General features: G+C 67.8%; 14 protein-coding genes and 1 tRNA gene. 5 read left to right on the top strand and 10 right to left on the bottom strand.

What is annotated here, in order from left to right; translation table 11 throughout:
• The 3 genes from J2X37_RS05700 to ftsE form a co-directional block, all read right to left on the bottom strand.
• A complete protein-coding gene (locus J2X37_RS05700; RefSeq protein ID WP_310018766.1) occupies positions 1-534 on the bottom strand; it encodes a YdcF family protein in 534 nt (177 codons plus the stop codon).
• Positions 535-606: 72 nt separating this feature from the next.
• The gene (locus tag J2X37_RS05695) at positions 607-1578 is read right to left on the bottom strand and encodes a cell division protein (RefSeq protein WP_310018764.1); all 972 of its coding nucleotides are present in this window, start codon (positions 1576-1578) and stop codon (positions 607-609) included.
• Positions 1575-2276, bottom strand: a complete 702-nt coding sequence (gene ftsE / locus J2X37_RS05690; RefSeq protein WP_310019521.1) for a cell division ATP-binding protein FtsE — start codon at positions 2274-2276, stop codon at positions 1575-1577. Before ftsE ends, J2X37_RS05695 begins: the two co-directional genes overlap by 4 nt.
• Before the next feature lie 261 nt (positions 2277-2537).
• Between ftsE and J2X37_RS05685 the strand changes: the two genes are divergently transcribed.
• Positions 2538-3596, top strand: coding sequence for a zinc-ribbon domain-containing protein (locus J2X37_RS05685; RefSeq protein WP_310018762.1), 1059 nt, complete (start codon positions 2538-2540; stop codon positions 3594-3596).
• A 151-nt stretch (positions 3597-3747) separates the two neighbouring features.
• Positions 3748-3834, top strand: a tRNA-Leu gene (locus J2X37_RS05680).
• Between the two features lie 100 nt (positions 3835-3934).
• Here the strand turns inward: J2X37_RS05680 and J2X37_RS05675 are convergent.
• From J2X37_RS05675 to J2X37_RS05660, 4 genes are all read right to left on the bottom strand, one after another.
• The gene (locus J2X37_RS05675) at positions 3935-4255 is read right to left on the bottom strand and encodes a YbjQ family protein (protein ID WP_310019519.1); all 321 of its coding nucleotides are present in this window, start codon (positions 4253-4255) and stop codon (positions 3935-3937) included.
• Between the two features lie 122 nt (positions 4256-4377).
• Entirely contained in the window at positions 4378-6933 is a 2556-nt protein-coding gene (ligD, locus tag J2X37_RS05670; protein WP_310018759.1) for a DNA ligase D, read from the bottom strand.
• The gene (locus J2X37_RS05665) at positions 6920-7420 is read right to left on the bottom strand and encodes an MgtC/SapB family protein (protein ID WP_310018758.1); all 501 of its coding nucleotides are present in this window, start codon (positions 7418-7420) and stop codon (positions 6920-6922) included. Before J2X37_RS05665 ends, ligD begins: the two co-directional genes overlap by 14 nt.
• Positions 7420-8274, bottom strand: coding sequence for a Ku protein (locus J2X37_RS05660; protein ID WP_310018757.1), 855 nt, complete (start codon positions 8272-8274; stop codon positions 7420-7422). The genes J2X37_RS05665 and J2X37_RS05660 overlap by 1 nt, the downstream gene beginning before the upstream one ends.
• Before the next feature lie 167 nt (positions 8275-8441).
• On the opposite strand from J2X37_RS05660, the gene J2X37_RS05655 reads away from it, so the two are divergent.
• On the top strand, positions 8442-9929 hold the full coding sequence (locus J2X37_RS05655; protein ID WP_310018756.1) for a hypothetical protein: 1488 nt from the start codon (positions 8442-8444) through the stop codon (positions 9927-9929).
• A 12-nt stretch (positions 9930-9941) separates the two neighbouring features.
• On the opposite strand, the gene J2X37_RS05650 is transcribed toward J2X37_RS05655, so the two are convergent.
• Genes J2X37_RS05650 through J2X37_RS05640 form a run of 3 tightly spaced genes read right to left on the bottom strand, consistent with a single transcriptional unit; the run spans position 9942 to position 12655 of the window.
• The gene (locus J2X37_RS05650; RefSeq protein ID WP_310018754.1) at positions 9942-10769 is read right to left on the bottom strand and encodes an SDR family oxidoreductase; all 828 of its coding nucleotides are present in this window, start codon (positions 10767-10769) and stop codon (positions 9942-9944) included.
• Positions 10770-10781: 12 nt separating this feature from the next.
• The gene (locus tag J2X37_RS05645) at positions 10782-11282 is read right to left on the bottom strand and encodes a VOC family protein (protein ID WP_310018752.1); all 501 of its coding nucleotides are present in this window, start codon (positions 11280-11282) and stop codon (positions 10782-10784) included.
• Positions 11282-12655, bottom strand: a complete 1374-nt coding sequence (locus J2X37_RS05640) for an aromatic ring-hydroxylating dioxygenase subunit alpha (RefSeq protein WP_310018750.1) — start codon at positions 12653-12655, stop codon at positions 11282-11284. The genes J2X37_RS05645 and J2X37_RS05640 overlap by 1 nt, the downstream gene beginning before the upstream one ends.
• Before the next feature lie 177 nt (positions 12656-12832).
• Here J2X37_RS05640 and J2X37_RS05635 point away from each other — a divergent pair, with 177 nt between their 5' ends.
• Both J2X37_RS05635 and J2X37_RS05630 read left to right on the top strand, forming a co-directional pair.
• Positions 12833-13717 (top strand): SMP-30/gluconolactonase/LRE family protein, encoded by an 885-nt coding sequence (locus J2X37_RS05635; RefSeq protein ID WP_310018748.1) that lies wholly within the window; start codon positions 12833-12835, stop codon positions 13715-13717.
• A 70-nt stretch (positions 13718-13787) separates the two neighbouring features.
• Positions 13788-14777, top strand: a complete 990-nt coding sequence (locus J2X37_RS05630; protein ID WP_310018746.1) for an aldo/keto reductase — start codon at positions 13788-13790, stop codon at positions 14775-14777.
• The last annotated feature ends 5 nt before the right edge of the window (positions 14778-14782 follow it).

Raw genomic sequence — 14782 nt, 5'->3', positions numbered from 1 at the left:
TTACAGGTCCAGCCAGCGCGCGATGTGGCCGAAGATCAGCTTGTGATATTCGAGGAACAGCATCGACAGCCGCGGTTCGCGCGTCGGCACCGCGTCGCGCAGCACCTTGACGTCGGGGCCGACCACCGCCTCCAGGTCGTGCGCGGCGCGGCGCATGTGCCAGTCGCTGGTGACGAGGCGGACCGAGGCGATCTTGCGATCCCGTGCCCAGGCCGCGGTCTCCGACGCGTTGGAGCGGGTGTCGACCGCATCGTAGCCCAGCGTGATGCAGCATTCCATCAAGCGGGCGGGGATTTCGTACTCCTCGGCCAGCTCGGCGGGCTTCACTTCGGAATCGACGCCCGAGACGAGAAGCTGCTTCGACCAGCCCTTGTCCAGCGCCTCTATCCCCCGCGCGATGCGGCCCGGTCCGCCGGTGACGACGACGATCCCGTCGGTCTTCGACCCATCCGCCGGGCGCGGCAGCATCAACGCGAACGCGGCGAAGCCGAGCGCCCAGGCGAGCAGGATGGAGGCGAAGAGGCGTCGGAACATCGTTGCGGATAGTTAGGCCCGCTGCGCCCGACCCGCAATGCGCGAGCGCGACCCTTCCCGTGCAAAAGCGCGTCAGGGCATCCGGCGCAGCGTCGCGAGCACGGTCAGCCGGGCGGTCACCGCCGCCAGCCCGACGCCCGCCACGGGGATGAGGACCAGCACCACCCAGTCGAACCAGCGCAGGCCCGCCGCGCTGCTGCCGGGGCCGAGCGCGGCGAACTTGCCCGCAAGGACGAGGATCGTCGCCTCCGCCACGGCAAAGCCAGCCGCGCCGCCCGCCGCCGCGCTGAGCGCCGCGGAGCGCTGGAACATGCGCGCCACCTGCAGGTCGTGCGCGCCCAGAAGATGCATGATCTCGATCGTCTCGCGATTGGCGGTCAGTGCGCTGCGGCTGGCCAGCAGGACCGCCGCCGTCGTCGCGGAGACGAGCAGCGCGACGAGCGCCACAGCCAGCCACTGCAGCGCCGAGATCGCCTCGCGCAAAGGGCCGAGCCAGTCCATGTCGGCGCTGGCGCTGGCATCGGGCGCGGCCTTCGCGAGCAGGGTCCGCACCCGGTCGACCGCAGCGGGGTCGCTGGCGCCCGAAAGCCGCACCTCGATAAGTTCGGGCATGACCAGCAGGTCGTCCTCGCCCGAGGCGCCGGTGCGGAGCGTCGCATCGCCCAGCCAAGGGCGCAGCAGATCCTCGCGTTCGCCTGCGCCCAGCCGCCTTGTCGACGCGACGCCCTCGGCCCCCGACAGCACCGCCAGGGCCGCGCGGGCCTGCCGGTCGGCCTCTCCCGCCGCCGGGCCGGCGATCTGCACGGTGATGCCGCCGGCAAGGTCGGCCTGCGCCGTGCGCGCGATGGAGGCCAGCGCCAGCCCGCCCGCCGCGGCCACGACCGTCAGCGCGGTCATGATCGCGATGACCCACGGCACCGGCCCCGCCACCGCCTTATGGCTCAGCAGCGGGGCGCTGGCGGCACGCGGCGCGAACAGGCCGCGCACCCGGCCGAAGCCCTCGCGCGCAAACAGCCTCGCCTGTTCCTTGCGGGTCAGGATCATGGCCCGCGCTTCCGTTCGGGCGGATTGCGGATCATGCCGGTCGGATCGACCAGCCGCCCCCGTTCCAGCCGCAAGACCGCGGCGTCGGGCTGGCGGTGCATCAGCGAGGTGTCGTGCGTCGCCAGCACGACGGTGGTGCCCAGCTTGTTCATCGAGGAGAACAGGTAGAGCAGCCGCACCGCCATCTGCGGATCGACGTTGCCGGTGGGCTCGTCCGCGACGAGCAGTTCGGGCCGGGTGATCACCGCGCGGGCGATGGCGACGCGCTGCTGCTCGCCGCCCGAAAGCGTCGAGGGGCGCTGGTCGATGGCGCCGGTCAGTCCGACCCATTCGATCATGTCGGTGACCGGCCCGGCCAGTTCCTCCTCCGCCACGCCCGCCAGCCGCAGCGGCAGGGCGACGTTGTCGAAGACGGTGAGATGGGGGACCAGGCGGAAATCCTGGAACACCACGCCGATCCGGCGGCGCAGGTCGGGGCGGCGCGCGCGCGACAGGCTGGCCGCGTCCTCTCCGAACATGGTGATCGCCCCGCGCGACGGCTGCTGCGCGAGGTAGAGGAGCCGCAGCAGCGTCGACTTGCCCGCGCCCGATGCGCCGGTCAGGAAATAGAAGCGGCCCGGGTGCAGCTTGAAGGTGATGTCGGATAGGACCTCGCGCCCCGCGCCGTAGCGCAGGCCGACGTTCTCGAACCGCACGATCGGCCCGCTCGTCGAACCGAAGCCGGGTTTGGCAAGATCGAGCGTGCGGGCATCGGTGCGCAGTTCGGTTCGGGGCGGGGTGGCGGTCACGGATCCTGTCGGTTCGCTGTCGCCGCAACGGGCGGACATCGGGTCTGCGCCGCTTCTAGCGCCCGGCGCGGCGCGATTTCCAGCCCATTGGTGTGGATAAAGCACCGGGCGTGCAAGTAACTGCGCGCCGGACTCTTGCCCCCGATTCGTCGGCGATGTTTAGTCCGCTTCATGCAGATCGCCTGCCCCGCCTGCCAGACGCGCTATTCCGTGCCGGACGGCGCGATCCCCGCCGAAGGCCGCACCGTGCGGTGTGCCAAGTGCCGCCATTCCTGGTTCGAAAAGGGCGACGGTGGCGAAGCGGCCGCCGACGATTTCGCCAGCCCGGTGGCTCCGCCCGCGCCGACCAGCGGCGGCTGGGACGAAGCCGCCCCCGAGCCGCAAGCGCCGCAGCCCGAACCCGATTTCGCCCAGCCCCACACCCCCGACACCCGCCCGGCCTCGCCCGGGTCCGAGGCCTTTGCCGGGCAGCCCGGCAGTCCGCCTGCATCGCCCTACGCACAGGCTCGCCCCTTCGATGGCGGCATGGGCTATCTGGGCCCGATGGGGGCGAGACCCGCCGAGGGACCCGTGCCACATGGCGAGACGATGCCGACCACGCCCGGTGCGTGGTCCGACCAGAACGAAGATCGCCAGCCGCCCGAACAGCCGACCGCCGAACCGCCGATGGCCGAGCAGCCGCTGGCCGAGCCGGAACCCGAACCGGCGCCCGCGCCGATCCGAGTCGAGCCGATGGCCGCCGAAGAGGCGACGGTCGACGAATCCGTCGCGGTCGAGGAATGGGAGGACGAGCCCGCCCCGCGCCGTTCGCGGCTGAAGCTGATCCTCGTCGTCGTCCTCGTCCTGCTGGCGGTGGCCGCCGCCGCCTTTGCCGCGGTGCGCTACTACGGCGCGCCGGCGTGGCTGCCGGTCGGTCAGGTCGCCTTTGCCCCGCCCTCGGAAAACCTCGAACTCGACTTTCCCGCCGACAAGCAGGATCGCCGCACCCTGCCCAACGGTCTGCAGTTCTTCGCCGCCAGCGGCACGGTGACCAATATCGGCAAGGCGACCGAACGGGTGCCCGACGTGCAGGTCGTGCTGCGCGACGCGCAGGACCGCATCGTCTACACTTGGGAGCTGGAGCCGCCCAAGCGCGAGATCGCCCCGGGCGAGACCGTCTCGATCAACGAGGCGGTGACCGACGTTCCCGCCTCCGCCCGGCTGGTCGAGATCGGCTGGAAGGCCGGCTGACCGGCGCCCGCGCCGGCGTTTTCGCGGACGCGGCGATTCCTTCGATAAAGGTTGTTGCGCACCTCTCGGTCCGTTGCTAATGGCACGCGCCTACCAAGGGACGGCCCCCTTCGCACCCCACCGGGACGAACGGCTGCTTCCTACTCCAGGTGCGGTCGTGGCGGAATTGGTAGACGCGCAACGTTGAGGTCGTTGTGGGCGAAAGCCCGTGGAAGTTCGAGTCTTCTCGACCGCACCAGAGAGTGTCCTGCCGGACGCAGGACAATTCCGAAAAATGATTGGCCCCGAAAGGCATGGCAGGACGGGGCGGGGCGCGCGCCCTGCCCCGTCGCGCCCCGTCAGCCCAGCACCACCGCGGTGCCCGAGCAGCTGACCATCAGCATCGAACCGTTCTGGCCCAGCACCTCGTAGTCGAGATCGACGCCAACGACGGCATTGCCGCCCAGCTTCATAGCCTCTTCCTTCATCTCGGAAATGGCCTCGCGCCGGGCGCGGGCGAGGACTTCCTCGTACTTGCCCGAACGGCCGCCGACGAGATCGGTGATCGAGGCGAAGAGGTCGCGGAACAGGTTTGCGCCGACGATCACCTCGCCGGTGACGATGCCGAGATAGCCGCTGATCTCGCGGCCCTGCACGGTCGGGGTGGTGGTGACGATCATGCCGCCGTCGGCACTTTCCCAGGGGCTGGCCATGGCTTCGTTCTCCTCTTCGATGGACTTTCCGGCACAGTGATGCCGCAAGGTTGCCGCTTCGTGAAGGGGGTGCGCCGCGATCGGCGTGGTCAGATGTCGGGTAACGACTGCTCAGCAAAGCCCCAGCCGGCGAGAGTCTTCGATGCCGCCCGGTCGAGCAGCCGTTTGGCATCGTCGATGCTGAAGGGATGGGCGTTGGCCTGCGCGTCGAGTTCGCCCCAGGCGATCGGCACCGCGACCGGCGCACCAGCGCGGGCGCGCGCCGAATAGGGCAGCACGGCGGTCGATCCGCGCTGGTTGCGCAGCCAGTCGATGAAGATGCGCCCCTTGCGCTTGGCCTTGCTCATCGTCGCGACGAAGCGTTCGGGTTCGGCCAGCGACAGCGCCTCGGCAAAGCGTTTCGCGAAGTCCTTGTGCGCGTCCCACGAATGTCCGGGGGTCAGGGGCACGACGACATGAACGCCCTTGCCGCCCGACAGCATGGCGAAGCTGGCGAGGCCAAGATCGGAAAGCCGGTCGCGGATGTCCTTGGCCGCCTGTTTCACCGCCGCGAAGTCAAGCCCCTCGTCGGGGTCGAGGTCGAAGATCAGCCGATCGGGCTTTTCCACCTCGTCGCTGCGCGCGGCCCAGCCGTGGAATTCGATCGTGCCCATCTGCACGCACTGCAGCAGCCCGCGCATGTCCTCGACGTAAAGATAATCCTCCGCCCCGCCGTCCTTTTCGCGGATGGGCACGTGATGCACCGCATCGCCGAACGCGCCGCTGTCGTGCTTCTGGAAGAAGCACTTCTTGCCGCGCCCCTGCGGGCAGCGGACGAGGCTGACCGGGCGGCGCGCCGCGAAAGGCAGCATGATCGGTGCGATCATGGCATAATAGTCGGCGAGCTGCCCCTTGGTCTGGCCGGATTCGGGAAAGATCACCCGGTCGCGGCTGCTGATCGCCACCGGTTCCTCGACCGGCGGGGCGTCGACGGCGATTTCCGGCTGAACCTGTTCCGCCGGCTTGTCGCCGCGCAGGCTGATGAAGTTGCCGTGCCGGACCCGGCCATCGGCGGTGAATTCGGCAAAGGCGATCTCCGCGACGAGGTCGGGCCTCAGCCACGTCACGCCGCGCGCCTCTGCTCGCCCGACCTCGACCGGCGCCGTCTTGCGCACGCGAGAGCGGAACTTGCCGGAAAGCGCCTCCATCGTGTCGCCATCGAAGCCGGTGCCGACGTTGCCCTTGTAGACCAGCGTGCCGCCCCCGCGCTCACCCTCGTTCTGGGCCAGCAGCAGAGACGAGAACGGGCGACCCTTCGCCTTCGACGCCTTGAAGCCGACGATGACGAATTCCTGCCGGCGGGTGCATTTCACCTTCACCCAGGCCTTGCTGCGGCGCGAGGCGTAAGGCGCGTCGATCTTCTTGGCGATGATCCCTTCCTGACCGGCCGCACACATCGCCTTGTAGAGTTTCTCGCCCGCGCCGATGACGTGATCGGCGACATGAATCGGCGGCGTCGCCGCGCCCAGCAGCGCCTCCAGCCTTTCCTTGCGCTCGATGTTGGGCAGGGCGGTCAGGTCCTGCCCGCCCAGTTCGAGCAGGTCGAAGGCGTGGAATTGCAGCGCATCGTTCCTGCCCTGCGATCCGTGCCCGCGCTTCAGCACCGACTGCAGGGTCGAAAAATCGGGGTTGCCCCCGGCATCGGTGGCGACGATCTCGCCGTCGATCAGGCACGAGGGCAGATCGAGCGCGGCGATGGCCTCGACCAGTGGGCCGAACTTGTCGGTCCAGTCTTTGCCGTTGCGGGTCCAGACGCGAACGTCGCTGCCCTTCGCCGCGACCAGCGCGCGATACCCGTCGAACTTGATTTCGTGAATCCAGCCGTTGCCGGCGGGGACCTCATCGACCAGCGTGGCCAGTTGCGGCGGGCGAAACTTCGGCAACGGCGCGTCTTTCGCGGGCATGTTCTTCGAGCGGGCCTTGCGCTTGGCCTTGGATTGGGCCTTGCCGGCATTGTGCGCCGAAGCCTTTTCCATCTGCGCGAGGAAGGCGTCGTCCTTCCTGCCCTGAAGCGAGAATTCACCCCCCTTGTCGGCAGCGATCTCGGCCATCGAGCGGCCGGTCAGCACGCTGGTCAACGCCTGCTCGACCAGCGGATCGCCGTCCTGCGCGAATTGATCGCCGATCTTGCGCAGCAGCCAGTTCTCTCGTTTCTCGCCGGGCTTGGGCTTCAGGCGGATCAACAGCCATTCGCCTTTCATCCGCTCGCCCTGCAGAGTGAAGTGCAGGTGGCCTTCCTCGATGTCGCTGGCGCTCTTGCCCGCGACCGGCGCCCAGGTGCCGCGATCCCACAGCATGACCGTGCCGCCGCCGTATTCGCCTTTGGGGATCGTGCCCTCGAACTCGGCATAGGACAGAGGATGATCCTCGGTCCGCACCGCCAGCCGCTTGATGTCGGGATCGGGCGAGGGGCCCTTGGTCACCGCCCAGCTCTTCATCACGCCATCGGCCTCGAGCCTCAGGTCCCAGTGCAGGCGGGTCGCGTCGTGCTTCTGGACGATGAAGAGATTGCCGCCCTTGCTGCTCGCCGCCTTGCCCGCAGGCTCGGCGGTCTTCGCGAAGTCGCGCTTCGCGTTGTATTCGGCAAGGCGGTCAGCCTTGCTCATCGGCCGATCCCTCGTCCTCGTCGGCGCCGATCCGGGCCACGTCGCGCTTGCTTTCGAACACCCGCAGGATTGTCAGCATCACCACCGCGACCAGCGAGGCGATCAGCACCAGTGGCCATTGCGCCGCGCCGCAGGCAATGCCGATGACCGCCGCCAGCCACAGGTGCGCCGCCGTGGTCAGGTTGTGGACCTGTCCCTTGCTGAAGACGATCAGCCCCGCGCCGATGATGCCGACGAAGGCGCCGGCCGCCTCGTAGATGCGCAACGGATCGGCCCGGTTTGCGCCGAGTTCGCTGTAAAGGTCGAGGAGCGAGACGGTCATCGCCGCAGCGGCAAAGCATATCAGCCCATGCGTGCGGATGCCGGCGGGATGCCCGCGCATCTCGCGGTCGAGGCCGAGCAGCAGGCCGATGATCGCCGCGATGCCGAGACGCGACAGGAGATCGAAATCGATCCAGTGGACAAGGACAGGGTCGTTGAGTTCCATCAGGAGCTCTTGCGTTTGCGGGTGGTTGTCGGTGCCTTGCTCGCAGGCTTTGCGGCGGCTTTGCCCGGCTGGCCGACCGACTGCTTGAGGGCTGCCATCAGGTCGATGACGTTCGATCCCTTTGACGCCGGCTCCTCGACCTCCTCGAGGATCTTCTTGCCCGTCTTCGACTTCGCCTTCTTCTCGATCAGCTTCTGCAGGGCGTCGGCATAGCGGTCGTGGAATTCGCTCGCGTCGAACGGCGCGCTGCGCTGGTCGATCAGCGCGGTGGCAAGGTCGAGCAGTTCCTTCTTCGGCTTTTCCGCACCGATCTCGCGAAAGAAGCTCTGCCCCTGCTTTACCTCGTCGGCATAGCGCAGGGTTTCCAGGAGCAGCCCATTGCCGCAGGGCTTGATCGCGACCAGCTTCTCCTGCCCGCGCACCGACAGTTGGCCGAGCGCGATCTTCTTCGCCTTGCGCAGCGCTTCGCGCAGCACGATGAAGGCCTCTTCGGCCAGTTCGTCCTGCGGCGCGACGTAATAGGGTTTCTCGTAATAGAGGGGGTCGATCTCGTCGGCATCGACGAATTGCACCAGTTCGAGCGTGCGCTTGCTCTCGACCTTGACCGCCTCGATCTCGTCGTCCCCCAGCAAGACGTAGTTGCCCTTCGACACCTCGTAGCCGCGGATGATCTCGTCGCGATCGACCGGGCCGATGCCGGGCACGACCTTTTCGTAGGCGATGCGCTTGCCGGTGGGTTCGTGGATCTGGTTGAAGCTGATGCGCGCGCCGCTCTTCGTCGCCGCGTAGATCTCGACCGGAATCGAGACGAGGGCCAGCCTGATCTGCCCCTGCCAGTATGCCCTTGCCGCCATGGTCTTGCTCCTTTGTCGGGAATCATAGCGATCGAGCGGCGAATTCGTTTCAGCCGACCCTCTCTGTATGCCGTGGCCCACCAGGTGGGATAACCGGGCACTTCGCTTGGCGGGGATCGGCCCATGGCCTAAGAGGGCGCACGGGCAACGGGCGGGGTCGCATTCTCTTGATCGATGCAGCAAAGCCGGCGCGCGGTCCGGCCTTCGCGATACTGGAACGCCCGCCGGTCTGGGGCGGTATCGCCGTGCTGGTCATGGCGCTGCAGGCCTGGCTGGTCGCCGGGCACGAACCGTTCGTCGATGAATGGCAGGCCGTGCAGATCGCGGTGCAGTCGCCGGGCTGGTCGCAACTGCTCGAAAATCTCGGCTACGAGGGGCATCCGCCGCTCTGGCATCTGCTCCTGCGCGGCCTTGCCGAAGTGCTCGGCCCTTACAATGCGCTGCCCGCCGCGACTCTGCTGCTCGGCTTTGCAACGTTGTGGCTCATCCTGTTCGAAAGCCCGTTCCCCCGCTGGGCCCGCCTGCTCGTTGCGCTCAGCGAATTCGTCCTGTTCGAATACAACACGGTGTCGCGCAGCTACACGCTGGGGGTGATGCTGACATTTGCCGTGGTGGCCTGGTGGGACCGGCGGCGGCTGGTCTGGCTGCTGATCGCGGCGCTGCCGTTCACCGATTTCCTGTTCGGGGTGATCTCGCTCGGCTTCGTGTACCTGCGCTGGCGGGAAAGGGCGATCTGGTGGCCGGGGGCGGGGCTGTGGATCGTGATCTCGCTCGTATCGGCTTGGATCGTGCTTCCGGCACCCGATTTCGTCTCCGTCTATGCGCCGTCGACGCGCGACATGGGCAGCGTCCTGATCTGGCTGGCGCGGGTGTCGAGCGTGTTCCTGCCGCTGCAGGGTGCGAACTTCCTCTATTGGGATGCACCGCTGCCCGACGCCCTCAGCCTGACGATGTGGACGGGGTTCTTCGCGGTGGCATGGCTGCAGACCGAGGGGCGCGGCGACATGCGACTGATCGTCTTCGGTTTCCTCGCGGTGACGCTGGCGTTCTCCGTCGCGCTCAATCCCCTGGCCAATCGTCATGTCATGCTGGCGGGAATCCTGCTGATCGCGCTGACCTGGCGGATGCTGGACGAGGGCGGGGCGATGCGACGGCTCTTCGCGATCTGGCTCGGCATCGTCGCCGTGGCAGGGCTTTTCACGGCGGCGGTGAACCTCGTCCACCCCTTCGACACCGCGAAGGAAGCGGCGCGCAGGATCCACGCGCTGGGCTTGGCCGACGAGCACTGGGCCGCCTACCCGCAGCAGCATGGACAGGGCATCGCGGCGATGACCGGGATCCGATTCCAGCGCATGGAGGACGACTGCATGCAGGACATGATCCGCTGGAACCAGGCGCGCCCCTATCGAACGATCCAGGAGATGGAGCGCGGCGCCGTGGCTGAGGCGAGCGAGCATGGCCGCTATTACATCCTTACCGACGCGCCGATGGCATCCTCGCCGATGATCCGCGAACTTGCCTTCATCGAGCGGGGTTACGACGGCAAGACCTATCGCCTGTTCGAGATCGGCCCCGGCCTGCCGCGCTATGCGCGCAAGCTGCCCCCCTGCGCGCCGGGCATGACGAGATTCGCCGACACGCCGATGCTGCCCTGAGCCGGCGCGGCGCTAGTACTTGACGTTGCGGGTAAAGCCGCCGTCGACGGTGAGGTTGACCCCGGTGATCCACGACGCGCGGGCCGAGGACAGGAACAGCACCGCGTCGGCGATCTCCTCCGGCCGGCCGAAGCGACCGGCGGGATGCTTGAGGCGGTTCGCCTCGAAATAGTCGGGCATTTCCTTCTCGAGGAAGCCCCAGCTGCCGTCCTCGATATAGACCGGGCCGGGGCCGACGCAGTTGCAGCGGATGCCGTCCTTCATGTAGTCGATCGCGAGCTGGTGGGTGTAGTTGATCAGCGCCGCCTTCATCGCGCCGTAGCTCAGGCCCGCCTCGCCGAAGGCATGGTTCTCGATCGCGGTGATGGTCGACATCTGGACGAAGGCGCCCGCACCCGATGCCTTCAGGAACGGCAGCGCGGTATCGAACATCGCCACCGCCGACATGAGGTCGACGTTGTAGTTGATGTCCCAGCCCTTCTTGCTGCGCGGAATGCCGCCCAGCGCGCTGGCGTTGGACACGACGATGTCGATCCCGCCCATGTCCTGCGCCGCCTTTTCGACCCAGGCGGTGACCTGCTCGAAATAGCCGCAGTCGACGACGCTGCCGTACACCGTGCCGCGCCCCTCGAGGTCTTCGAGCGCATCCTCCACGCCGTCGCCGGCCAGCGGGTTGGCGTAGACGCTGGTGTCGCTGGGGTTCGCCTCTGCCGAACGGGTGCGGCGCCCGCAGAACGAGACGATCGCGCCTTCGTCGAGGAACGCTTCCACGATCCTGCGCCCGATGCCGCGCGTCGCGGCGCTGACGATGACTTTCTTGCCGGCCAGTTCCAGGTCCATGCTCGCCTCCTCTCAGACCGCGACCGGCAGGATCGTGTCGTTGGCGTGGATCTCGAGAATCTCGAAGACGTTGCCGAAGAAATCCCGTCCGTACGTCGCGGCAAAGCCGGTCTTGTTGCCGTGCTCGTCGGTGACGATCGTCGTCATGTCGGGCGCGGTGTGAAAGGTCAGCCCCGCCGCGAGCATCTTCTCGTAGGTCGCCATGATGTCGTCGACCTGGAAGCCGACGTGGGTATAGCCGTAGAGGTTGACCGGTCGCATCGGATCGGCGTCGGGAGAGCGGGGCGAGGTATATTCGAAGATCTCGACCTGCACGTTCTTCAGCCGTGCGATAAACGTCTTGGCGGCGGAATTCTCAAGCCCGACGATGGCGTCGATCCACGGGTTGCCCGCCTCCCACTCGCCTCCGCTGATCTCCTCGGCCCCGAGCAGGTCGATGTAGAAGCGGCGCGCGATGGCGATGTCGGGCACCGACAGCGCGAAGTGGTGCACGCCCTGCATGTGCGCGCGCATCACCGGGCGCCCTCGACGTATTCGCCCAGCGTCTTGTGGAAATGGCGGATGCGCGATTCCTGGTAGAGCGAGAGGGTCTGCGCGCCCTTGCCGCTGGCGTACATGCCCTCGCGCTGCATGCGCATGATGTCGGTATCCTGGTCGAGCACGCTGGCGAGGAACGCGTCCATGCTCTCGACCCCGGCGAAGCTGTCGTCCTCGCCGATCTCCTCCATCTCGCCGACCTCGTAATGGTCGTCGCGGGGGCGGGGGTGAAGCACGTACTGGTCGAAGATCGCCCGGTCGCGGTCGTGCCCGTCGGGGCGGAAGGTCTGGACCAGGCACAGGCCGGGCGCGGGATAGATCATCACGTTGGGAAAGACGTGGTATTTCAGCGAATCGATCATCTCGGGCACCGAGTGGGCCGAGTAGTCGAGCCCGTACTGTTCCTTCATGCTGGCGCGCAGTTGTTCGGCCATGACCCAGCGGGCGGTCTTGCCCTCGGGCACCCTGGCTCGCTCACCCACCATCTTGCCGTCGCCGACCAGCATCATGTCGAGCAGGTCCTGTTCCGACAGGCCGGCCTGCGAGGTCGGGCTGGGCGAGGCCATCGCGCACAAGTCGCGGCTGATGTGGCGGGACAGCACGTCGTGCTGCATGTTGTGGTCGCCGACGACGTTGGTCATCTCCGGGTGGACGTAGGGCGTGTGGTAGGCCTCCATGAAGGCTTCCATGGCCAGCTTCCAGTTGCCGGGCAGGTGCTTGCGCACGTGGGTCGCGACGTACCAGCCGGTCAGGTCCCAATTGCGGAAATGATCGGGCAGCACCTCGAGGTATTCGACCAGCGGCGCGGCATCGGCGTCGAAGTTGACGAAGACCATGCCGTTCCACATCTCGCACCGCACTTCGACGAGATGCGACTTCGCTACTTCCAAGTGTGGGAACTCGAAGTCGCAGGGGATCGATTTGAGCGATCCGTCGAGGTTCCACGACCAGTTGTGGAACGGGCAGGTGATGTCGGACGACCAGCCGCAGGCCTTCGACGGTTTCAGCTTGGTGCCGCGGTGGAGGCAGGAATTGCGGAAGGCCTTCAAACCCTCCTCGCTCTTCACGATCAGGACCGAGAGGCGGCCGATGTCGTAGACGAACCAGTCCCCCGGCTCGGCCACGTGCTCGTCGCGGCAGGCGAACTGCCAGGTGCGCTGCCACATCCGCTCCATCTCCGCCTCGAACCAGGCCTGGTCGGTGTAGCGGACGAAGGGGATGTCCGACAGGTCCTGGTCGGGATTGGACTGGAGCGCGAGCACGTCGGGCAGCGCGCCGTCGCGGCGGGCGACGTCGGCCCAGGTGTTGCCCGGATAGCGATCGCGCATAATCTGCTGGATGTCGTTCATGGGCCTACCCTCTCCGATCGGCGAAATGAGTGCGTGTGCTCTTTCGTCGCAGGATGACCCGGTGACTTTCCCGCGGCAATTGCGTCAAAAGGATAGGTGGCGGGCCGCCCGGTGACGGCCATTCTCATGGCCGGAGAACGGGCCCGCCAGGCGATGGGCCCAGCGCGGGAGAAGACGATGAGCGAAGCTTCCAGCCCCCGGATGGTCCGCGACTTCGCGGTCGTCGCCGAAGGTTACGCCTTTATCGAGGCCCCCCGCGTCGGTGCCGACGGAACGGTGTGGTTCGCCGACCTGCTGGGCGGAGGCGTCCATCGCCGCGTGCCGGGACGGGATGCCGAGACGGTGCTGCCCGATCGCATCTGGGTCGGCGGCATGCTGCTCGACGAATCGGGCAGGGGGGTGTGCGGCGGGCGCGGCGGCATCGTCGTGGTCGACCCGGCGACGCGCACCGCGGCCCCCTGGCTCACCGAGATCGAGGGGCAGCCGATCGTCGCGGTCAACGACATGGAGGGCGACGGGCGTGGCGGCCTGTTCGGCGGCACGCTCGATTTCGTGTCGGTGTTCGAAAAGGGCCTGCCGCCGGAACCCGGCATGCTGTTCCACGCCACGGCAAGGGGCGAGGTGACCGTCCTGCGCCGCGACGTCTTCGCGTCCAACGGCATCGCGACGAGCGCCTGCGGGCGATATCTGTTCCATTCGGAAACCTCGCGCGGGGTGTGGCGCTATCCGTTGCAGAACGATGGCATGCCCGACATCGCGGCGGGGACGCTGGTGATCGAGGTGCCCGATGGCGACGGCCTCGTCGTCGATACGGACGGCGCGTTCTGGCTCGCCTGTTACGATGTGCCGCGCCTGCTGCGCTGTTCGCCCGACGGGGCGATCCTCGACGAACTGACGCTGCCTTACGACCACATAATCTGCCCTGCCTTCGGGCCGGGCGATCCGCACGGGCTCTACATCTCGACCGGCGGCCGGAAGCCCGAGGATCGGGGCGGCGCGGTGGTCCGGATGGAGGTCGACGTCGCCGGGATCGCCGGGCCGATGACTCGCCTCGTCACCTGACAAGGGGCGTGCGGGTGCGGGCAGCGCCGCCCACTTGACCGGGGCGGATCGATCGGCAAGGCAGCGGTCGATGAAAACCCGCTCTATCGCCGGTCAGGCGCTCAACCCCGTCGGCCTCGGCTGCATGAACGTCGCCTGGGCCTATGGCCCGCCCGATTCGCGCAAGGCGGCCATCGACCTGTTCCGCCACGCGCTCGACGCCGGGTGCGACCATTTCGATGTCGCCAACATCTATGGCGGCGGGCTGTGCGAAGAAATGCTGGGCGAGGCGATCGCCGGGCGCCGCGACGAGGTGTTCGTGGCCACGAAGACGGGCATCGTCGTCGATGGCCCCAAGCGCGGCGTCGACTGCAGCCCCGAAGCGATCGCCGCCAACATCGACGCCAGCCTGAAGCGGCTGGGCACCGACCATGTCGACCTGTTCTACATGCACCGGTTCGATCCCGCGGTGCCGATCGCCGATTCCGTCGGCGCGATGGTCCGGCTGATCGAGGCGGGCAAGATCGGCGGCTACGGCGTGTCCGAATGGTCGGCCGCGCACATCCGCGAGGCGCACGCGGTGCATCCCCTCGCCGCCGCGCAACACGAATTCTCGTTGTGGAGCCGCAATGTCGAACTGGGCGTGATGGCGGCGACGCGCGAGCTCGGCATCGCGCTCGTCGCGTTTTCGCCGGTGGCGCGCGGGGCGCTGGCGGCGGACATCGACGTCGCAGCCCTGACCGAACAGGACCTGCGCCGCAGGATGCCGCGCTTCCTGGGCGAAGACTGGGAGCACAACCGCGCCGTGCTGCGCGATTTCGCTACCCTCGCGGCGGAGGCCGGGATTGCGCCGGCGCAGCTCGCGCTCGGCTGGGTGCTGGCGCAGGGCGACCACGTCCACGCGATTCCGGGCACCCGGTCTGTCGCGCATTTCGACGAGAACAACCGCGCCGCGACGCTGACCCTGTCGCCCGACGTGCTGGCGCGGGCCGATGCGCTGGTCAACCGGCGGACGATCCGCGGGCACCGCTATCCGCCCGCCATCCGCGCGACCATCGACACCGAGGATTACGCGGACTGAGCGCC

The organism is Croceicoccus sp. BE223 (assembly GCF_031457155.1).
In the GTDB taxonomy this organism is placed as follows: Bacteria; Pseudomonadota; Alphaproteobacteria; order Sphingomonadales; family Sphingomonadaceae; genus Croceicoccus.
Note: the sequence above shows the minus strand (reverse complement) of the source record. Positions and strands in the feature narration are given on the sequence as shown.